The sequence below is a fragment of the Huaxiibacter chinensis genome, assembly GCF_022171985.1.
GTDB classification, from domain to species: Bacteria; Pseudomonadota; Gammaproteobacteria; order Enterobacterales; family Enterobacteriaceae; genus Enterobacter; species Enterobacter chinensis_A.
Genome location: NZ_JAJVHF010000001.1, coordinates 280,175 through 301,477, shown reverse-complemented (window position 1 = coordinate 301,477; position 21,303 = coordinate 280,175). Strand labels below are relative to the sequence as shown.

Annotated in this window: 18 protein-coding genes; 7 read left to right on the top strand and 11 right to left on the bottom strand. The window is 54.1% G+C overall.

Annotation, left to right across the window (positions count from 1 at the left end; translation table 11 throughout):
- Window positions 1-159: 159 nt before the first annotated feature.
- On the bottom strand, window positions 160-798 hold the full coding sequence (locus LZP96_RS01525; protein WP_064325712.1) for a TetR/AcrR family transcriptional regulator: 639 nt from the start codon (window positions 796-798) through the stop codon (window positions 160-162).
- 246 nt (window positions 799-1,044) lie between these two features.
- On the opposite strand from LZP96_RS01525, the gene bhsA reads away from it, so the two are divergent.
- Window positions 1,045-1,302, top strand: a complete 258-nt coding sequence (bhsA, locus tag LZP96_RS01520; RefSeq protein WP_064325713.1) for a multiple stress resistance protein BhsA — start codon at window positions 1,045-1,047, stop codon at window positions 1,300-1,302.
- A gap of 77 nt (window positions 1,303-1,379) precedes the next feature.
- Here the strand turns inward: bhsA and ldtC are convergent, their stop codons facing one another.
- The 3 genes from ldtC to LZP96_RS01505 form a co-directional block, all read right to left on the bottom strand.
- Window positions 1,380-2,336, bottom strand: coding sequence for a L,D-transpeptidase LdtC (gene ldtC, locus LZP96_RS01515; RefSeq protein ID WP_258925659.1), 957 nt, complete (start codon window positions 2,334-2,336; stop codon window positions 1,380-1,382).
- Between the two features lie 155 nt (window positions 2,337-2,491).
- Window positions 2,492-5,938, bottom strand: a complete 3,447-nt coding sequence (mfd, locus tag LZP96_RS01510) for a transcription-repair coupling factor (RefSeq protein ID WP_064325715.1) — start codon at window positions 5,936-5,938, stop codon at window positions 2,492-2,494.
- A gap of 148 nt (window positions 5,939-6,086) precedes the next feature.
- Window positions 6,087-7,160 (bottom strand): acyltransferase family protein, encoded by a 1,074-nt coding sequence (locus LZP96_RS01505; RefSeq protein WP_064325716.1) that lies wholly within the window; start codon window positions 7,158-7,160, stop codon window positions 6,087-6,089.
- Window positions 7,161-7,416: 256 nt separating this feature from the next.
- On the opposite strand from LZP96_RS01505, the gene lolC reads away from it, so the two are divergent.
- The 5 genes from lolC to cobB all read left to right on the top strand — a co-directional run bounded on the left by lolC (window position 7,417) and on the right by cobB (window position 12,411).
- Window positions 7,417-8,616 (top strand): lipoprotein-releasing ABC transporter permease subunit LolC, encoded by a 1,200-nt coding sequence (lolC, locus tag LZP96_RS01500; RefSeq protein WP_064325717.1) that lies wholly within the window; start codon window positions 7,417-7,419, stop codon window positions 8,614-8,616.
- Window positions 8,609-9,310: a lipoprotein-releasing ABC transporter ATP-binding protein LolD gene (gene lolD, locus LZP96_RS01495; RefSeq protein ID WP_064325718.1), complete on the top strand. Its 702-nt coding sequence runs from the start codon at window positions 8,609-8,611 to the stop codon at window positions 9,308-9,310. Before lolC ends, lolD begins: the two co-directional genes overlap by 8 nt.
- On the top strand, window positions 9,310-10,554 hold the full coding sequence (gene lolE / locus LZP96_RS01490; RefSeq protein WP_064325719.1) for a lipoprotein-releasing ABC transporter permease subunit LolE: 1,245 nt from the start codon (window positions 9,310-9,312) through the stop codon (window positions 10,552-10,554). The genes lolD and lolE overlap by 1 nt, the downstream gene beginning before the upstream one ends.
- A gap of 107 nt (window positions 10,555-10,661) precedes the next feature.
- Entirely contained in the window at window positions 10,662-11,573 is a 912-nt protein-coding gene (nagK, locus tag LZP96_RS01485) for an N-acetylglucosamine kinase (protein ID WP_064325720.1), read from the top strand.
- 16 nt (window positions 11,574-11,589) lie between these two features.
- Window positions 11,590-12,411: a Sir2 family NAD+-dependent deacetylase gene (cobB, locus tag LZP96_RS01480; protein WP_064325721.1), complete on the top strand. Its 822-nt coding sequence runs from the start codon at window positions 11,590-11,592 to the stop codon at window positions 12,409-12,411.
- A gap of 62 nt (window positions 12,412-12,473) precedes the next feature.
- On the opposite strand, the gene potD is transcribed toward cobB, so the two are convergent.
- Genes potD through potA form a run of 4 tightly spaced genes read right to left on the bottom strand, consistent with a single transcriptional unit; the run spans window position 12,474 to window position 16,299 of the window.
- On the bottom strand, window positions 12,474-13,520 hold the full coding sequence (gene potD / locus LZP96_RS01475; protein WP_064325722.1) for a spermidine/putrescine ABC transporter substrate-binding protein PotD: 1,047 nt from the start codon (window positions 13,518-13,520) through the stop codon (window positions 12,474-12,476).
- A 25-nt stretch (window positions 13,521-13,545) separates the two neighbouring features.
- Entirely contained in the window at window positions 13,546-14,325 is a 780-nt protein-coding gene (potC, locus tag LZP96_RS01470) for a spermidine/putrescine ABC transporter permease PotC (RefSeq protein ID WP_064325723.1), read from the bottom strand.
- The gene (potB, locus tag LZP96_RS01465; RefSeq protein ID WP_064325724.1) at window positions 14,322-15,179 is read right to left on the bottom strand and encodes a spermidine/putrescine ABC transporter permease PotB; all 858 of its coding nucleotides are present in this window, start codon (window positions 15,177-15,179) and stop codon (window positions 14,322-14,324) included. The genes potC and potB overlap by 4 nt, the downstream gene beginning before the upstream one ends.
- Window positions 15,163-16,299, bottom strand: a complete 1,137-nt coding sequence (gene potA / locus LZP96_RS01460; RefSeq protein WP_064325725.1) for a spermidine/putrescine ABC transporter ATP-binding protein PotA — start codon at window positions 16,297-16,299, stop codon at window positions 15,163-15,165. The genes potB and potA overlap by 17 nt, the downstream gene beginning before the upstream one ends.
- Before the next feature lie 250 nt (window positions 16,300-16,549).
- On the opposite strand from potA, the gene pepT reads away from it, so the two are divergent.
- Window positions 16,550-17,776 (top strand): peptidase T, encoded by a 1,227-nt coding sequence (gene pepT, locus LZP96_RS01455; RefSeq protein WP_064325726.1) that lies wholly within the window; start codon window positions 16,550-16,552, stop codon window positions 17,774-17,776.
- Window positions 17,777-17,873: 97 nt separating this feature from the next.
- Here pepT and LZP96_RS01450 read toward each other — a convergent pair whose 3' ends face one another.
- The 3 genes from LZP96_RS01450 to phoP all read right to left on the bottom strand — a co-directional run bounded on the left by LZP96_RS01450 (window position 17,874) and on the right by phoP (window position 21,222).
- Entirely contained in the window at window positions 17,874-18,995 is a 1,122-nt protein-coding gene (locus tag LZP96_RS01450; RefSeq protein WP_064325727.1) for a ribosomal protein uL16 3-hydroxylase, read from the bottom strand.
- Window positions 18,996-19,086: 91 nt separating this feature from the next.
- A complete protein-coding gene (phoQ, locus tag LZP96_RS01445; protein WP_064325728.1) occupies window positions 19,087-20,550 on the bottom strand; it encodes a two-component system sensor histidine kinase PhoQ in 1,464 nt (487 codons plus the stop codon).
- Window positions 20,551-21,222, bottom strand: a complete 672-nt coding sequence (gene phoP, locus LZP96_RS01440; protein ID WP_064328103.1) for a two-component system response regulator PhoP — start codon at window positions 21,220-21,222, stop codon at window positions 20,551-20,553.
- Window positions 21,223-21,303 lie beyond the last annotated feature (81 nt).

The following is a 21,303-nucleotide window of genomic DNA, read 5'->3' as shown; positions in this document are numbered from 1 at the left end:
GTCGAAACACACTGCGGGGCAGTGTGAATGCATTTAAAAAATGTAAACGCGAATATTGCCGATAAAGAGTCTCATTATCAACCCAAGGAATGAGGGGGGTAATCGACTGAAAAACGGGAGGATTGAAGCAGGAGAGGGCGGCAGGCCGCCCCCGGTCGGTCAGGCGTCTTTGAGCAGTTCAGGCCACAGACGAAGCGTGGTGCGGGTGATGCTGTGCAGTTTTGCAAAATCAGCCCCTTCACGGGCGCTGATAGACATCCCCTGAAGAATGCAGTTCAGATACTGCGCTAATTCCTGCGGATGACAATGGGCCGGCAGTTCGCCGCGGGATTGTCGTTGCGTTAAAAATGCGGTTAAGGTCTCTTCCTGCATCGCATGGCGTGACTTGACCGTTTTAGCGATCTCTTTAGACGATGCCGCAAGCGTCGCCGACGTATTAATCATAAAGCAGCCGGCTGGCGTATCTTTACTGGTGAAGCAGGTGGCGACTGCTGTGAAATAGTCCAGTAACGCCTGCTCAACGGTTTTCTCTTCACAAAACAGCTGGGCTTCATGCTTCGCGGCAAAGCGGGAAATATACCTGTCCAGCACGGCACGGAACAGGCCTTCCTTGTTAGTGAATTCTGCATACAGCGTGGGTGCCTTGGCACCCGTTGCTTCCACCAGATCGGAGAGCGATGTGGCTTCATAGCCGTGCTGCCAGAACAGCGTCATGGCCTTATCGAGCGCCGCTTCCCTGTCGAACACTTTTGGTCGGCCACGGCTTTTTTTTACGCAACTCGTGATGTCGGTTGTCATGTGCCGTTGTACCTCTGTTGATTTGTTGAACAACCATTATAAAAATAATTGCCATCCACGACCAGCGTTGATTTCAGAAAAATAAATTCATCTTATGAATATGAAAAATAAGGCATTAAAAATTAATTTAATGGTCGTTATAAAAATGGGTTGACGAGTGACCTGGATCACACTTATCATTTACCTATCGATCGTTAATTAAATGATTAACGGCCAAAACATTCATCTGCCTGAAGGTCTAAAAACATGAAAAACGTTAAAACTCTTATCGCTGCCGCTGTACTAAGCTCCCTTTCTTTCGCCAGCTTCGCCGCGGTTGAAGTGCAATCTACCCCGGCTGACCAGCAAAAAACCGGCACCATCTCCGCCAATGCGGGGACGAATCTGGGTTCACTGGAAGAACAACTGTCGCAAAAAGCCGATGCCATGGGCGCAAAATCATTCCGTATTACCTCTGTGACGGGTCCAAATAACCTGCACGGTACCGCTGTCATCTACAAATAAGCACCGCAGAACCCTCATCTCTGCCACTGCAATAAAAAAGGCCCTGCTCTCGCGAGCAGGGCCTTTTTGTTGACGTATTACAGGGTTTGCTGAGCCACAGCGTGAGGCAGCGTCACATCTACTGGCATACCTGCACGCGCTTCCATTGCACGTTCCATAACCTGGCTATTCGCCCCCGCTTTGAACGCTTGCATGGCTGGCGTCAGGACAATGGGCAGCGTCTGCGGATCGTCGTCGATATTTTTAGAAAGCGGCTGATGGATCTCCACCAGACGTTTGCCGCCCGGCTCCTCGGACACTTTAATCGGCGTGTTAATAATGTTGACCTTTGTGCCCGGTGCGATCTCGCGGAAGAGGGCTTCAATATCCCCGTCGCGCAGGCGAATGCAGCCAGAACTGACCCGCATACCAATGCCAAAATCTGCATTGGTTCCGTGGAGCAGATAAACGCCACCGTAAGCGGCAAGGCGGATCGCATGATGGCCCATTGGGTTATCCGGGCCTGCCGGAACCACCGCGGGTAATTCAATTCCCTGCGCTTTATAGCGCGCGCGGATATTGGCCGTTGGGGTCCAGGTTGGATTAGCCCGCTTGTCCGACACGGTCGTTACCATGGTTGGCGTCAGCGTATCGCCCCCCAGTTGACCAATGCCGATAGGATACACCGTGACGTTATTTTGACCGGGTGGATAGTAGTAAAGGCGAAGCTCAGCCAGGTTAATGACCAGGCCTTCCCGCGGGGCATCAGGCAGCAGGCTTTGCAGGGGGATCGTCAGCACGCTGCCCGCGCGAGGAACATAGGGGTCGACGCCCGGGTTCGCCTGCAACAGCGCCAGGAAGCCAACGTTGTATTTTTTGGCAATCGCTTCAAGCGATCCGCCATCATTTTCCACCACGTGGAAACGGTTTTCTCCCACCAGACGACTGCCCGCCGGTGGCAAGGGCCAGGTGTTGGCGCGGGCGGGAAGGGTCATGGCAACGGTCGCAACCAGAGCCAGCAGGGTTAGCCAGTAAGTCAAACGCTGAGTCATCATAAATACCCTAAATCCAGATCAAGAGTGTGGTTATTTTTATATGGGAACTACGGGATCATTATGGCGAAGGGATGTGTCGGGAAGTCCAGGGGGAGTGCAAGAGTTTGTAAATTGTCGGTCCCGGCGTACGATGCATCACCGGGACCGGCGTTTCGTCAGGCAATGCTGTTCTCGGCAAGCTGGCGCATAAACTGATTAACCCACTCCATGCGAACTTTGCGTTCCGCTAAATCCTGGGTGAATTTCAGGCGCGTAGGCCCATCCAGACGGAAGTGCTGGGGTTGCTTTTGCAGCAGACTAATCAGCCACATCGGATCAACGTGATTTTTTTCAGCAAACTCAATCGTACCGCCTTTATCATGGCTCTCAAGTTTACGAATGCCCAGCTTTTGCGCCTGCTGGCGAAGAGAAGCCACCTCCAGAAGGGTGCGCGCGGCATCCGGTAAAAGCCCAAACCGGTCAATCAGTTCGACTTTGATCTCCTCCAGTTCGGCCTCTTTTTTGGCGCTGGCAATGCGTTTGTAGAACGACAGACGCGTGTTGACGTCCGGAATATAATCGTCCGGCAACAGGGAAGGCATGCGCAGTTCGACTTCAGTTTGCTGGCTGGTGAGGTCTTCAAGGGAAGGCTCACGCCCCGCTTTCAGCGCGTCAACGGCGTTCTCCAGCAGCTCCATGTATAACGAGAAACCGATGGTTTCCATGGAACCGCTTTGATCTTCTCCCAGCAGCTCCCCTGCGCCACGAATTTCCAGATCGTGCGTCGCCAGGGCAAAGCCCGCACCCAGATCCTCCAGCGACGCTATGGCTTCCAGACGCTTCTGCGCATCCGTAGTCATGGCCTTAGGATGAGGCGTCATCAGCCAGGCGTAGGCCTGATGATGCGAACGCCCAACGCGCCCACGCAGCTGGTGAAGCTGGGCCAGGCCAAAGTGATCGGCGCGCTCAATGATGATGGTGTTGGCGGTCGGAATATCGATACCGGTTTCGATGATGGTGGTACAAACCAGCACGTTAAAACGCTGGTGATGGAAATCGTTCATCACCCGCTCCAGCTCGCGCTCGCGCATCTGTCCGTGACCAATCGCAACGCGCGCCTCCGGAACCAGCGCCGCCAGCTTATCCGCGGCTTTTTGAATGTTTTCTACATCATTGAACAGATAGTAAACCTGGCCTCCGCGCAACACTTCGCGCAGGATGGCTTCGCGAACCACCAGGCTGTCGTACTCGCGTACGAAGGTTTTCACCGCAAGGCGACGCGCAGGCGGCGTGGCAATAATAGACAGATCGCGCATGCCGCTCATCGCCATGTTGAGGGTTCGCGGGATCGGCGTCGCCGTCAGGGTCAGAATGTCCACATCGGCGCGCATGGCCTTGATACGCTCTTTATGACGAACCCCAAAGCGGTGCTCCTCATCGACGATAAGTAAGCCCAAATCTTTCCATTTCACGTCGCTTTGCAGCAATTTATGCGTGCCAATCAGAATATCGATTTTCCCTTCGCTGGCCTGCTCGAGGATCTGCGTCTGTTCTTTGGCACTGCGAAAGCGTGACAGCATTTCGATGCGTACCGGCCAGTTTGCAAAGCGATCGCGGAAATTGTCGTAGTGCTGCTGGGCGAGCAGAGTGGTAGGCACCAGCACGGCCACCTGCTTGTTATTTTCAATTGCCAGGAAGGTGGCGCGCATGGCGACTTCGGTTTTACCGAAGCCCACGTCGCCGCACACCAGACGATCCATCGCCAGCGGCTGACACATATCGCTGAGTACGGCATTAATGGCCTGAGCCTGATCCGGCGTGGTTTCAAACGGGAAGCTGTCGCAGAAAAGCTGATACTGCTCTTTATCGTGCTTAAAGGCATAGCCGGATTTCGCCGCGCGTTGGGCATAAATATCCAGCAGCTCTGCTGCCACATCACGCACTTTTTCCGCCGCTTTCTGCCGCGCCCGCGTCCAGGCATCCCCGCCAAGCTTGTGCAGCGGCGCGTTTTCTTCAGCGCCGCCCGCATAGCGGCTGATGAGATGCAAAGAGGAGACCGGGACATAGAGCTTTGCATCACCTGCATAGGTCAGCATCAGATACTCACCCTTAATACCGCCCGCTTCCAGGGTGGTCATTCCGGCATAGCGACCCACGCCATGCTCCAGATGGACGATCGGCTGACCCGGGTGTAATTCTGCCAGGTTGCGAATTAAGGTATCAGGGTTAATGGTGCGACGGCTGTCCTGACGACGACGGGCGACGCGTTCACCCAGCAGATCGCTTTCACAAATTAGCGCCCGGTTGTTTAGGGTGTCGATAAAGCCATGCTCGGCGGCGCCAATCATCAGATAACGTCCGCTCTCGCGGGCTTCATCCAGACGTAAAATACGTTTAGGCGCGATTTTGATTCGCCCAAGCAGCTCGCCCAGCGCCTCGCGACGACCTTCGCTTTCGACAGAGAAAATCACCGGGCCGTTAAAGGATTCCAGGAATCGACGCAGGTTATCCAGCGGCGACTTCTGCTGCGCCTGAACCGCGATATCCGGCAGTTTCTCGAAAGCCAGGTTGGTATTAGCGGCTTTGTCCGCCAGCTTTTCAGTTTTGAGCTGAACGCGCGGCCAGCGTTTAAGTTCAGAGAACAGTTCGTCGGTGCGCAGCCACAGCTGTTCTGGCGGCAATAACGGACGCATAGGATCGACGCCACGGTTCTCATAGCGCGCGCGGGTTTCATTCTCAAAACGGGTGGCGCTGGACTCCACATCGCCGGTGTTCACCACCAGCGTGGAAGCCGGGAAATAACTAAAGAGGGCAGGGAGCGGCTCACTAAAGAACAACGGCTGCCAGTACTCAATCCCCGCGGGCAAGGTCCCTTTACTGACTTGTTGATAGATATGTTCTGCGTCGCGCTTTACATCGAACCGGTCGCGCCACTGGCTGCGGAACAGCTCAATGGCGGTTTTATCGGTCGGGAATTCATGGGCGGGCAGTAAATTTATCGCCTCGACCTCTTCCAGCGTGCGCTGAGTATCCGCATCAAAGACGCGCAGGCTGTCGATTTCATCATCAAAGAAATCCAGGCGGTACGGCTGGGTGCTTCCCATCGGGTAGAGGTCCAGCAGGGCGCCACGCGTGGCATATTCACCATGCTCCATGACCTGATCCACATGACGATAACCGGCGCTGTCTAGCTGCGCGCGCAGTGCATCCCGGGACAGGCGCTGGCCTTTTTTCATCACCAGGGCGTGCCCATGCAGATAGCTGTGGGGACAGACGCGCTGCATTAAGGTATTCACCGGGACGATCAGCACGCCACGCTGCATGGACGGTAACTGATACAGGGTCGACAGACGCGAGGAGATGATCTCCTGATGTGGGGAGAAGCTGTCGTAAGGCAGCGTTTCCCAGTCCGCGAGGCTGAAGACCAGGCTGTCGGTAAACTGGCGAATTTCATCATGCAGACGCAGGGCGTTTTGCATATCCGGGGCGATAAGCACCACCGGGCCAGGGTGGCGCTCAGCGATTTCCGCAACGAGGGTGGCACAGGCTGCACCCGTTAGTTCACCCAGCTGACGCTGGTCGCCCGCTTTGCCGGGCAGAGAGTAACGATATTGTTCAGGCATAGCTTTGTCAGGATCTCTTATGGATATACCAACAGTATTGGGGCATATCACTGATACGCAATGTCTTTATTATCCTTGATCGTTTTGTATTAGCAAACCGGAACCGCACACAGGGAGAATTCGCCCCCAAATGGGGGGCGAAAACGGATTAGCGCGCAGCCTGTACAGGCGCCAGGCGGGCTGGGGGCGTAAAGAAAATATCGCCAAAAAGAGCGCTGGAAAGTTTACGTGCGCCCAGGCCAACCAGCGTACAGACGATCAGGCTGGCGAAGGGATAGATCAGGATAAGCGTCAGTTCGGCCCACACCGGCCAGTCGGCGGCGTTGAGTTCGCCGATGAAAAAGAGGCTGAACGCCTCAATCAGGATCCGGTGTGTGGTGTAGATGGCTATCGTGTTCGAGCCCACGACGTTGAGCAGATTGTTGGGATGTACGGCGTAGCGCTGCTCGACGCTGTAGAACACTTTCATGATGAGCAAAATAGAGAGCAATGACAGCAGCAACGGTACGTTGGCAAACCATAAAACCACGGAAACGGCGCCAAAGAGCGCGACGGGGAGCCAGTAACGGCTGATGGTCAGACTTTTCATCCACTCCATCAGCTGCGCGCCAAACCAGGCACCCAGGCTGTAGTAGATCATATTGCGTACCACGCTGTTCATCCCCCACCAGGGCAAGGGCAGGAAATTAATCGCGACGCTTGCCAGCGCCAGTGCGCAAAGTACGGGCAATTTCCAGCGACTTAACAGTTTGCACAGCGTAAAATAGACCACCAGCGCATAGAGGTACCACAGGCTGGTGCTGGCCGTCAGCATGCCGCGAAGGAAACCCGTCAGGGAGTCGGCATACGCGGCGTTGGAGGCGGTCGCCAGGTCGCGTTCGGGGGCCAGCCAGGCATTTATATGGATAAGCGCCTGCCACTGCACAATTCCCCACAGGGCCAGCACCCACACGATGCTCCAGACCCGTTTATCCAGGCTGGTTCGCCAGCCAACTTCATCAATATAGCGGCGTATTAAATAGCCGGAAATAAAGAAAAAGACCGGCATGCGAAACGGTGCAAGATAGAGATTAAAATAGACCCAGCATTTTGCGAGTAAACCGGATAGCGGGAGCTGTAGGCCGGTAAGGTGGGGATAAAAGGTGATCACCGAGTGGTAAATAACCACCAGGCAGATACATAATCCCTTTATCTGATTTATCCATAATGCTTTTTGTTTCATCGGTCACTGATACCTGTGTTGCCAAAAAAGACCGCCAATCCTGAGCGAAGGGCAAAGGGATGTAATGGGTAAGAGTCTGTATCGGGACGATTTTAGGAAAAGGTGGAGGGCTGTGCAGCACGGCACGGTCGATAGCTTTATGATTTATCTGAATTTTTCGGATAAATGATTACCAAAGCTTACGGTTTCAGTCATTTACGCTTAACGGAATCGCTTATATACTCGTGGGCCTGCTATCAGCAACCAGACGGATTCCATGTATCAACCTGTCGCACTCTTTATAGGCTTACGTTACATGCGTGGGCGCGCCGCGGACCGCTTCGGTCGCTTTGTCTCCTGGCTTTCCACCATTGGCATTACGCTTGGCGTAATGGCGCTGGTGACGGTGCTATCCGTGATGAATGGCTTTGAGCGCGAGCTGCAAAATAACATTCTGGGGCTTATGCCTCAGGCCATTCTCTCTTCGGCAAACGGTTCGGTGAATCCTCAACAGCTGCCGGAAAGCGCTATTAAACTTCAGGGTATCAGCCGCGTAGCGCCGCTGACCACGGGCGATGTGGTGCTGCAAAGCGCCCGCAGCGTTTCGGTGGGCGTTATGCTGGGTATCGATCCGGCGCAAAAAGATCCGCTTACCCCCTGGCTGGTGAATGTCAAACAGACCGATCTGGCACCGGGTAAATACAACGTGATTCTGGGTGAACAGCTTGCCGGACAGCTGGGCGTCAATCGTGGCGATCAGCTGCGGGTGATGGTGCCTTCCGCCAGCCAGTTCACGCCAATGGGACGGTTGCCCAGCCAGCGTCTGTTTAATGTGATTGGCACTTTTGCCGCGAACAGCGAAGTCGACGGCTATCAAATGCTGGTTAACATCCAGGATGCCTCCCGCCTGATGCGCTATCCGCTGGGGAATATCACCGGCTGGCGTCTGTGGCTGAACGAACCGTTAAAAGTTGACGAGCTCAGCGAACAAACGTTGCCAGAAGGGACAAAATGGCAGGACTGGCGCGAACGCAAAGGCGATCTTTTCCAGGCCGTGCGCATGGAGAAAAACATGATGGGGCTGTTGCTGAGCCTGATCGTGGCCGTGGCGGCATTTAATATTATTACTTCGCTCGGCCTGATGGTGATGGAAAAGCAGGGTGAGGTCGCGATTCTCCAGACCCAGGGGCTCACGCCGCGTCAGATCATGGCGGTGTTTATGGTACAAGGTGCCAGCGCCGGGGTTATTGGCGCACTGCTGGGCGCAGTGTTGGGCGTTCTGCTTGCCAGCCAGCTTAACAATTTAATGCCTGTTATAGGCGTGCTGATTGACGGTGCCTCTTTACCCGTTGCTATCGAACCGATGCAGGTCATGGGCATTGCACTCGTGGCGATGTTCATCGCACTTTTATCAACGCTTTATCCTTCCTGGCGCGCTGCCGCCACACAACCCGCTGAGGCTTTACGTTATGAATAAAATCCTGTTGCAATGCGACAACCTGTCCAAACGCTATCAGGAAGGCACCGTGCAGACCGATGTCCTGCATGAGGTAAGTTTCAGCGTGGGCGAAGGCGAAACGATGGCGATTGTCGGCAGTTCCGGCTCCGGTAAAAGTACGCTGCTGCATCTGTTAGGCGGGCTGGATACACCTACCTCAGGCGATGTGATTTTCTCGGGTAAATCTCTCAGCACGATGTCATCGACGGCCAAAGCGGAGCTGCGTAACCGTGAGCTGGGTTTCATCTACCAGTTTCACCATCTGCTGCCTGACTTCACCGCGCTGGAAAACGTGGCGATGCCGCTGTTGATTGGTAAGAAGAAACCAGCAGAAATTAACGCCCGCGCCAGTGACATGCTGAAGGCCGTGGGTTTGGGTCATCGTGGAAACCATCGTCCATCAGAGCTTTCCGGTGGTGAACGTCAGCGCGTGGCGATTGCCCGTGCGCTGGTGAATAACCCGCGTCTGGTGCTGGCCGATGAACCGACCGGTAACCTGGACGCGCGCAATGCCGACAGTATTTTCCAGTTACTGGGTGAGTTAAACGCCTCACAGGGCACGGCATTTCTGGTTGTCACGCATGATTTGCCTCTGGCTCGCCGCATGAGCCGTCAGCTTGAGATGCGCGACGGGCGTCTGACGGCCGATCTGACCCTGATGGGAGCGGAGTAATGGCTTCACCATTATCACTTCTTATCGGGCTGCGATTCAGCCGGGGCCGTCGCCGTGGCGGCATGGTATCGCTGATCTCGGTTATTTCAACAATCGGTATTGCGCTCGGCGTGGCGGTGTTGATTGTTGGCCTGAGTGCGATGAACGGATTCGAGCGGGAGCTCAATAACCGCATTCTGGCGGTGGTGCCTCACGGTGAAATCGAGCCGGTTAATCAGCCGTGGAAGAACTGGAACGAAGCCTTAACCAGGGTCGAAAAAGTCCCGGGTATCCTGGCTGCAGCGCCCTATATTAACTTTACCGGGCTGGTGGAGAGCGGGGCGAATCTGCGCGCCATTCAGGTGAAAGGCGTCAATCCTGAACAGGAGTCGCGTTTAAGCGCGCTGCCGCAGTTTGTGCAAAACAACGCGTGGACAGGCTTTAAGGCCGGCGAACAGCAAATCATCATTGGTAAAGGTATTGCGGATGCGCTGAAGGTCAAGCAGGGCGACTGGGTGTCGATCATGATCCCTAACGCCAGCGCGGATCATAAGCTTCAGCAGCCCAAGCGCGTGCGCCTGCATGTAACCGGTATTCTGCAGCTTAGCGGTCAGCTCGATCATAGCTTCGCTATGGTGCCGCTTGAGGATGCCCGTCAGTATCTGGATATGGGCAGCAGCGTCACCGGCATCGCCATTAAGGTGAGCGACGTCTTTAATGCCAATAAACTGGTGCGCGATGCCGGCGAAGTGACCAACAGCTATGTCTATATCAAGAGCTGGATTGGGACTTATGGCTATATGTACCGTGACATCCAGATGATCCGCGCCATCATGTATCTGGCGATGGTGCTGGTGATTGGCGTGGCCTGTTTCAACATCGTTTCGACGCTGGTCATGGCGGTGAAAGATAAGAGTGGTGATATCGCCGTTCTGCGCACCCTGGGGGCGAAAGATGGTCTTATTCGGGCCATATTCGTCTGGTATGGGCTTCTGGCCGGGCTGTTTGGCAGCCTGTGCGGCGTGGTGATCGGTGTGGTCGTGGCGCTGCAACTGACGCCTATCATCAACGGCATCGAAAAACTCATCGGCCATCAACTCCTGTCTGGCGATATCTATTTTATTGACTTCCTGCCGTCTGAATTGCACTGGCTGGACGTTTTTTATGTGCTGGTTACAGCACTTTTACTGAGTCTGCTGGCAAGCTGGTACCCGGCGCGTCGCGCGAGCCGTATCGATCCGGCGAGGGTATTAAGTGGTCAGTGATTACGTCATGATTGGTCGTCTATTCCGCCACATCCTTTATGCAGCCTGCGCAAGGGCTGCGTAAAAGACGACGTGTATAGCCGCCAAATCAGAAAGAGGAATGCGTTATGTATTATGGATTTGATATTGGCGGCACAAAAATTGCGCTTGGCATATTTGATGATCAACTCAGGTTGCAGTGGGAAACACGTGTTCCCACTCCACGTGAGAGCTATGAAGCCTTTCTGACGGCAATTATCACCCTGGTCAATGAAGCCGATACGCGTTTTGGTGTGAAAGGTTCCGTTGGCATAGGCATTCCCGGCATGCCTGAAACTGACGACGGCACGCTATACGCGGCGAATGTGCCCGCCGCCAGCGGCCGACCGCTGCGTGCGGATCTCTCTGCCCGTCTCGACCGCGACGTGCGTCTTGATAACGATGCCAACTGTTTTGCCCTCTCGGAAGCCTGGGATGAGGAGTTTCGTCAGTTGCCCCTCGTCATGGGCTTGATCCTCGGTACGGGCGTTGGCGGGGGTATTGTCTTTAACGGCAAACCGATCGCGGGACGCAGCTATATCACCGGTGAATTTGGGCATATTCGTCTACCCGTAGACGCGCTCAATGTGGTGGGCCGCGATTTCCCTCTGGTACGCTGCGGATGCGGGCAACACGGATGTATCGAAAACTATCTCTCTGGCCGTGGGTTTGCATGGCTTTACGAACACTTCTATCATCAAAAACTTGAGGCGCCGCAAATCATCACGCTGTGGGAGCAGGGGGATGCGCAGGCCCGGGAGCACGTTGAACGTTATCTCGATCTGCTGGCGGTGTGCTTAGGCACTATTTTGACCATCGTGGATCCCGACCTGCTGGTGATTGGAGGTGGGCTGTCGAACTTTACGGTGATTACGGAGCAATTGTCCGGGCGTTTGCCCCGTCATTTGCTGCCGGTTGCCCGCGTACCGCGTATCGAACGTGCGCGTCATGGGGATGCTGGAGGTATGCGCGGAGCGGCATTCCTCCATCTCACTCGCTAGCAATTAAGAGGTTATTATGCTGTCGCGTCGGTTAGGTCGACTGGGTCGTTTTCGTAAAACTAAACGCCGCCTGCGTGAACGCTTACGCCAGCGGATCTTTTTCAGAGACAGGGTGATGCCAGAAGGTATGGAAAAGCCAAGAGTTGTCGTATTAACCGGGGCGGGGATCTCCGCCGAGTCCGGTATCCGCACCTTTCGCGCTGCGGATGGTTTGTGGGAGGAGCACCGGGTGGAAGATGTCGCCACGCCCGAAGGTTTTGCCCGTAATCCCGACCTGGTGCAGCGGTTTTATAACGACCGCCGCCGTCAGTTACAGTCCCCAGACATTGCACCAAACGCGGCGCATTTAGCGCTGGCAACGCTCGAAGAGGCGCTGGGCGATCGTTTCCTGCTGGTGACCCAGAACATCGACAATCTGCACGAGCGCGCGGGTAACCGCCAGATTATTCACATGCACGGCGAATTACTTAAAGTTCGCTGTGCGTCGAGCGGACAGGTGCTGGACTGGACCGGTGACATTACCCCCGAGGATAAATGCCACTGCTGTCAGTTCCCGCAAGCCTTGCGTCCGCACGTTGTCTGGTTTGGTGAGATGCCGCTGGGAATGGATGAGATTTACAGCGCGTTGGCAATGGCCGACGTCTTTATCGCCATCGGCACCTCCGGCCACGTCTATCCCGCCGCTGGCTTTGTACACGAGGCAAAACTGCACGGGGCGCATACCGTTGAGCTGAATCTCGAACCAAGCCAGGTCGGCAGCGAATTTGAAGAGAAACAGTACGGTCTGGCGAGTGAAGTGGTGCCGGAGTTTATCGAGAAACTGCTGAAGGGATTATAACGTCGTGACTCGTTGGCCCGGCAAGCGCACGCTACCGGGCCAGGAGTCAGTTCAGCGCAGGGTTAACGTCCTGCTTTTAGCTTCTGATAATACTCTTCATAAATCCGGCTGGCGTCACCGACGTCGTTTTGCCACTCACCGGCTTTAATCGTCTCCGCATCCGGATAAAGCGTTTTGTCGTTAGCCACCTCCGGGCTGAGGAGCTTGCGCGCGGCCAGGTTTGGGGTCGGGTAGCCGATGGTTTCGGCAACCTGTTTGGCCACATCGGGACGCAGCAGGAAGTTAATCAGCTTCATTGCGCCCTCGACATTTTTGGCGTTAGCCGGAATCGACAGGCTATCCATCCAGAAGATCCCACCCTCTTTTGGCCAAACCACCGTCAGCGGCGTGCCGGCCTGACGCGCGACATAAGCCGAACCGTTCCACACCATGCCCAGATTCACTTCCCCTTCCATATAGGGGTTAGCCGGGTTATCCGAGTTGAAGGCGGCCACGTTTGGCATCAGTTTTTTGAGCTCGTTATACGCAGCTTCAATCTCTTTTGGATCGGTCGTGTTTCCCGAATAGCCCAGTTTGCGCAGCGCCATCTGGAAGACTTCACGGGCGTCGTCAGTCAGCAGCAGGCTGCTTTTATATTCAGGCTTCCACAGGTCGGCCCAACGGGTCACGGTTTTAGGGTCGATCTCATCGCTGTTCACACCGATGGCCGTCGCCCCCCAGATATAGGGGATCGAATAGTCATTATTCGGATCGAAAGGTTTATTCAGCATCTCCGGATCGAGATTGTTGAAGTGGGTGAGTTTCGATTTGTCGATCTTTTGAATCATGCCCTCTTTGCGCATTTTATCGACGAAATAGGTCGATGGGACGACCAGATCGTACGCGCCGTCTTTATAGGTTTTGAGCTTGGCATACATGGTTTCGTTCGATTCATAGGTCGAATAGATAACCTTGATGCCGGTCTCTTTGGTGAACTGCTCCAGCAGGCCGGGCGGCACATACTCGGTCCAGTTGTAGAAGTAGAGCGTTTTGCTGTCATCCGCGTGCGCGGCGCTCATTCCCAGTGCAAGCGCGCCTGCCGCGAGCAGGTGGCGTGACCATTTTTTCATTTTAACGTCCCCTGAGTTGCGAGCCTTACCGGCCCTTTGTTTTATCTCGAGCAATCAGCTGGCTGGCAATCACCATGACCAACGATAACACCAACAGAATCGTCGCCAGCGCGTTCACTTCCGGTGAGACGCCAACTTTTACCATGGAGTAGATCTTCAATGGCAGAATTTCATAGCCCGGCCCCGTCACGAACGACGAAACCACCACATCGTCCATGGAGAGGGTGAAGCTCAACAACCATCCTGCCGCCACGGCGGGCATCGCCAGCGGCAAAATGATTTTGCGTAAAATGGTCAGTTCACTGGCGCCTAAATCCTTCGCGGCCTCCAGCATGCGCACGTCAAAACCTTTGAGGCGCGAATAGACCGTTACAACCACAAACGGCAGGCAGAAGGTGATATGCGAAAAGAGCAGAGACCAAAAGCCGAGCTGGATACCGAGTAGCATAAACAGCACCAGCAGCGAAATCGCCATCACGATATCCGGTGACATCATCACCACAAACAGCATGCCGCTGACGAAAGGCTTACCGCGAAAACGGTAGCGATAAAGCGCCACCGCGGTCAGCGAGCCTATCAGCGTGGCAAAGGTGGCAGAGAAAATCGCCATGGTCAGCGAATGTTGCGCCGCCTGCAGCAGGCTGTCGTTATTCATCAGCAGGCCATACCATTTTGTCGTAAAGCCCTGCCAGTTGATCCCGAATCGCGAACTGTTAAACGAATTCACGATTAAAATGATAATAGGAATATAGAGATAAGCATAAATGGCGGTCATGAAACCGCCGCGAAGCAGTCGACCGATCATTCGAGTTCCACCTTCTTGTTAAGCAAGCGAGAGGCGCGCCAGTAAATCAGCAGCATCAAGCCCATCACCAGGGTCAGCGTAATGCTGGTGGCCGATCCAAATGGCCAGTCGCGGATGTTCAGGAACTGACTCTTGATGATATTACCGATCAGCAAATTCTTCGCGCCGCCCATCAGGTCTGACACGTAGAACAACCCCATTGCTGGCAGCATCACAAGCAGACAACCGGCGATAATGCCGGGCATGGTCATCGGAATGACAATGCGCAGAAACGTTTGCAACTTGCTTGCGCCAAGATCTCTTGCCGCTTCCAGCAGCGGTTTATCGAGCTTTTCGATACTGGAATAGAGCGGCATAACCATGAACGGCAACAAAATATAGACCAGACCGATAATCACCGCGCCTGGGCTATACATAATGCGTATCGGCGTATCGATAATGCCTGTCCATAACAAGAACTCATTCAGATAGCCTTTGGTGCTGAGAAATATTTTCAGGCCATAAATACGAATGAGGGAGTTGGTCCAGAAGGGCACGATCAGTAAAAACAGCAGCAGCGGACGCACTTTCTGCGGCAAACGCGCCAGAAACCAGGCGAAGGGGTATCCCAGCACCAGACAGGCCACGGTGGCAATAGCCGCCATGTTAAGCGAATGGAGCAGCACATCCAGGTAAAGCGGGTCCAGTAAATGGGCATAGTTGTCCAGCGTAAAGACCAGCTTGACGAAGTTATCGTTGTCGCGGGTCAGGAAGCTGGTGACGATGATCATCAGGTTGGGAAGAAAGACAAACAACACAAGCCAACCGACGATGGTGGCAATCACCACTTTCTGGAACTTACTTGTGTTCTTCATCAGCCAGTACGACCTCCCAGCTTTCGACCCAGTTGACGACCATTTTCTGATCGAGGGGGTGGTCAAAGTCAGGATCATCTTCATTGAAGAATTCGCTGACCAACACCATTTTGCCGTTTTCCAGCTCAACCACCGATTCCAGCGTCATCCCTTTGTAGTTACGCTCGCGAATGTAGCCAATCAGACCTTCGGCTTCCGTGCTGTCATGAATTTCATCCACGCGAAGATCTTCCGGGCGCAGCATGACGTTGAGTTTTTGACCTTTTACAACGGGAAAATTGACCGTGATATGACATTCGCGCCCTTCAATGTTCGCGAGCACGCGCAGCTCATCGAGGCGCTCAATCACGGTGGCATTGAAGATATTGATCTCACCTATGAAGCTGGCGACAAACAGGTTCTTCGGCTCTTCGTAGATTTCACGGGGGGTACCGTCCTGCTCGATTTTTCCATCGCGCATCACCACGATACGGTCGGACATCGTTAAGGCTTCTTCCTGATCGTGCGTCACAAAAACAAAGGTGATACCCAGCTTACGCTGCAGGGCCTTCAGCTCGTTCTGCATCTGCTTGCGCAGCTTATAATCCAGGGCTGAAAGCGACTCATCCAGCAGAAGCAGCCGGGGCTTGTTCACGACCGCACGGGCAATGGCCACACGCTGCTGCTGACCGCCGGAAAGCTGATGCGGTTTGCGCTGGGCGAATTCATCAAGCTGTACCATGCGAAGCGCGTCAGTCACGCGTGGGGCAATCTGCTCGCGAGGGGTCTTTTGCATTCGCAGGCCAAACGCGACGTTTTCAAATACCGTCATATGCGGGAAAAGCGCGTAGCTCTGAAAAACGGTATTGACGTGACGGTGTTCGGCAGCAACATCCGTGATGTTCTGATCTTCAAGATGGATGTGGCCGCTGTCGACGCTTTCCAGCCCGGCGATAAGGCGCAGTACGGTTGTTTTTCCGCAGCCGGAAGGGCCTAACAGCGTCAGAAACTCGCCGTTGTTGATTGTCAGATTCAGGTCAGAAATGACCGTTTTACCATCAAAACTTTTGCAAATCCCTGCCAGCTGAACCAGCGGTGAGAGTTTACCCGGTTGATTATTCAATTTTTGACTCTGTCCCATATAGACGCTACGAATGGGTTATCGGTAGCGGGGTTTGTGTTGAACCACCTTGGTGACGCATGACGAGGGCGGACATTCTACGGCAAAGCACTATCCACGCCAATCCTTGTGACTGATTCATAAGCTACATTTATTAACGCACCACGACATAAACGAAAATATTCTCGTTTACGGGATAAAAGTGACCTGACGCAATATTTGGGTTTTGATGCTTAATGATAATGTTGTCACAAAAAGAGAGGGTGACTGCATGGATAAATTACTTGAGCGTTTTTTACAGTACGTTTCGCTGGATACCCAATCTAAGGCGGGCGTCAGACAGGTACCGAGCACGGAAGGCCAATGGAAGCTGTTGAACCTGTTAAAGGAGCAGCTTGAAGCACTCGGACTGGTGAACGTGACCTTAAGCGAGAAAGGGACGGTGATGGGCACGTTACCGTCGAACGTCGAAGGCGAGGTCCCGGCGATTGGCTTTATTTCTCATGTCGATACCTCTCCTGATTTTAGCGGGAAAAATGTGAATCCGCAGATAGTCGAAAACTATCGTGGAGGCGATATCGCGCTCGGCATTGGCGATGAGGTGCTTTCACCCGTCATGTTCCCGGTGCTGCATCAGCTTCTCGGACAGACACTGATTACCACCGACGGCAAAACCCTCCTCGGCGCTGACGACAAAGCGGGCGTCGCCGAGATCATGACCGCGCTTGCGGTGTTGAAGGAAAAAAATATTCCTCACGGGGATATCCGCGTGGCCTTTACCCCCGATGAAGAGGTGGGCAAAGGGGCGAAATATTTTGACGTTGCGCAATTCGACGCGAAGTGGGCCTATACCGTGGATGGCGGGGGGGTGGGCGAACTGGAGTTCGAAAACTTCAACGCCGCCTCGGTCACCATCAAAATTGTCGGTAACAACGTTCACCCTGGCTCAGCAAAAGGCGTCATGGTCAATGCGCTCTCTCTGGCTGCGCGAATTCATGCGGAAGTCCCGTCAGAGGAAAGCCCGGAAAACACCGACGGTTACGAAGGGTTTTACCATCTCACCAGCCTGAAAGGGACGGTGGACAGCGCACAGATGCATTACATTGTGCGCGATTTTGATCGTAAGGCTTTCGAAGCGCGTAAGCGTAAGATGATGGAAATTGCCAAAAAGGTGGGCAAGGGTCTGCATCCGGATTGCTACATCGAACTGATCATAGAAGACAGTTACTACAACATGCGCGACAAGGTGATTGAGCACCCGCATATTCTGGATATCGCCCAGCAGGCGATGCGCGACTGTGATATCGAGCCGCTATTAAAACCCATACGCGGCGGAACCGACGGTTCGCAGCTTTCCTTTATGGGATTGCCCTGTCCAAACCTGTTTACCGGGGGGTATAACTACCACGGCAAACATGAATTTGTCACGCTGGAAGGCATGGAGAAAGCGGTAAAGGTGATTGTGCGTATTGCGGAGTTAACCGCGAAGCAGAAATGACCAGATGCCCGGAAACGCCGTGCTTGCCGGCGTAATATCGGCAGAAGAGCGGGCAATAAAAAGCCGGGCGGCGGCGCCTTACCCGGCTTAATGATTGTTACTCTTCGAAGAACCAGTAGCCGCTGTTCACCAGCGCCGCGAGCATGGCGAGGAAGGAAGGGTCTTCCAGCGCATCACCAAACGTGTCGGCGGAAAGCCGCATGTGGCTTGCCAGCGCCTCCAGGGCAGGGCGATGCGGAGAGTCGAGTTTCTCGCCGTTGACGAAAATCTCATCGCCAATTCGCAACACTCTCAGACCCCCCAAACGCACCAGGGTATCGCCTTGTTGCAGCGCGTCGTAAATCTCATCAGGCTGATACGGCGGCTCTGCCGGGGCAACGTCCAGCTCATGGCGCGACTGGCTAATAAACTCACCGAACCACTGTTTGAAATGTTCAGGTTCGTTAATCAGACCCAGCATCATTTCACGCAGTTTATCGAGCTCCTGCGGCAGGATATCCGCAGGGTGCTCGCGTGTCGGCACATCAGGATCGCTGTAGCGATGGCTGCCCAGTTCACGTTGCAGGACGTAATCGGCAAAACCGCTGATCATCTCGCGTCCGCTCGGCGCACGGAAACCGACCGAATAGTTAAGCGAGTTTTCCAGAGAGTAGCCTTCGTGCGGGAAACCTGGCGGGATATAAAGAATATCACCCGGCTCCATCTCTTCATCGATGATGGCTTCAAAAGGATCCACCTGCAGCAAATCCGGGTGCGGGCAGTGCTGCTTCATCGGCACTTTATCGCCCACGCGCCAGCGGCGGCGGCCAGTGCCCTGAATGATAAAGACGTCGTACTGGTCAAGGTGCGGACCAACGCCACCGCCCGGTACGGAGAAGGAGATCATCAGATCGTCCATCCGCCAGTCGGGAAGGGCGCGGAACGGGTGCATCAAGGCTGCGGTAGGTTCATGCCAGTGGTTAACGGCCTGGACCAGTAATGACCAGTTATTCTCGCCCAGATGGTCGTAGCTTTCGAAAGGACCATGACTGACCTGCCATTTTCCCTCCTGATGACTCACCAGACGGCTGTCTACCTCGTTTTCCATCGCCAGCCCGGCCAGTTCGTCGGGAGAGATAGGGTCGACAAAATTGCTGATGCCGCGCTTCAGCACTACCGGGCGTTTCTGCCAGTAGCGTTCGATAAAGTCGGGCCAGTTCAGTGCTAAGTGATATTCCATATTTATTATTTCCGCAGGCTCTTACTGACTCGGATTATAACGGAAGCACAAGCGCCTGCGTGCGCGAATATCGCTTTTTTCGCATTCCGCGCTAACTATCGTCGGCGGTAGGGTGCTGACGACCGAAAACGGCCTCCATGCGCGCACCGCCCAGCAGACTTTCGCCCGGATCAATACGGCCGTCATACTGATCGACAATCTCACGCGCCACGGACAACCCTACCCCTTGCCCCGGGCGAAGCGTATCAGCCCGCTGGCCGCGATCGAAGACCATGTCACGTTTGTTTGCCGGGATCCCCGGACCGTCATCCTCAACGATAATATGCAGTTCGTTGTCCGTCTGGCGTGCCGTCACTTCCACAAATTCCAGACAATATTTACAGGCGTTGTCGAGGAGGTTACCCATGACTTCCATGAAGTCGTTCTTTTCCCCGACAAAGCTGATCTCGGGTGAAATATCCAGGCTGATATTCACCCCTTTACGCTGATACACCTTGTTCAGCGCAGAGGTAAGATTATCCAGCAGCGGGGCAACAGGGTGCAGCTCGCGGCTGAGCAACGCGCTACCTGATCGCATGCTGGCCCGATGCAAATAGTAACCAATCTGCTGAGAGATACGGCTTATCTGCTCAAGCATGACCGGCTCGGCATCATCTACCGATAATTTAGCGCCACGCATTGAGCGCAACGTGCTCTGCATAACCGCCAGCGGGGTTTTCAAACTGTGGGTCAGATCGGTCAGCGTCGTGCGATATTTATCATACCGCTCGCGTTCGCTCTTCAGCAGTCGATTGAGGTTACGCACCAGACTGGTGAGTTCACGGGTGGTGTCAGGGTTGAGCTTTTCCCGATGATGCTCTTCGAGCTCACGCACCTCTTTTGCCAGCGACTCAATGGGACGCAGGCTCCAGCGTGCCGCAAGCCAGAGTAACGGGATCACCAGCAGGAGATTAGCGGCCAGCACATAAACAAACCAGCTCCAGACCTTATAAGAACGTTTAAGCTCAACCGGAATGGTATCGACCACAACGATGGTCAACTGGGGCATGTCCATGGTTGCCGGATAGATATTGATGGCGACCGAGTGGGTCATCTCCGTCTCATCGTCATCTTCACGAATTTCCGCCAGTTCGCGTTGCATCGACGCATCGTTACCCAGCAGGGCGCTGGTGGCATTCAGACCCGTTTCAATTTCATGAAAGCCGTTCGTTTTAAGCCACTCGGGGCGGATACTCTTTTCCAGCCAGGGAACGTGCCGCTGTGCCCATAAGAGTTGACCCTTTTCATTATAAATCAGCGCCATCGTCGGGCTTTGACGGTCAAGATTTTCGGGCATCTCCACGCTGATGTGGTTATCTTCCCATTTGGCGAGGGTATAGAACAAGTTGCTCTCCCCGCGCAGCAGGCGGAAAGTCGTCTTATCAAAACTGACGCTGTACCCCACCAGAGCAACCATGCCGTAGGCGAGTGACAACACCAGCACAACCGCTGCGGTTGCCAGCAAAAAGCGCACCCGCAGTGAAAGGGGTAAAATATGGCGAAGAAATTTTTTCATTTAGCGTAATTCAAACAGGTATCCCTGACCGCGGACTGTCGTAATGACATCTTGCGGATATTGAGCCTGAATTTTTTTACGCAAACGTCCCATCAGAACATCGATCGTGTGGCTTTCACGCAGTTCTGCATCAGGATAAAGCTGCAACATCAGCGAATCTTTACTGACCACTTTGCCGCTATTGCGGATAAGGGTTTCCATGATGGTGTACTCAAACGCGGTGAGTTTGATCACTTCATCATTGATGGAAAATTCGCGGCGGGAGAGATCGACCAGGAAAGGCGGGATAGAGATAACCTGCGAAGCCAGACCGCTGTTACGACGCATCAACGCCTGCATGCGCGCGGCGACCTCTTCAATATGGAAGGGTTTAGTGACGTAGTCATCGGCGCCCGCACTGAGCACTTCGACTTTATCCTGCCAGCCTTCACGCGCGGTTAAGACCAGAACGGGCAAAGAGATGTCATGGCTGCGCCAGCGGCGGATTAAGGACAAACCGTCTTCGTCCGGTAGCCCTAAATCGACGATGGCAATGTCAGGTAAATGCTCATTGAGATAATAATCGGCTTCTTTCGCATCTTCCGCATCGTCAACCTGATGTCCCATTTCCTGAAGCTGAACCTTCAGGTGATGACGTAGTAATGCATTATCCTCAACAACCAATACGCGCATCATCTCTTCTCCCTAAAATTAATGGTATGAATAGTTTAACGCTGATTATGGTGTTTTGGGGATAAACATTACGTAAACCGG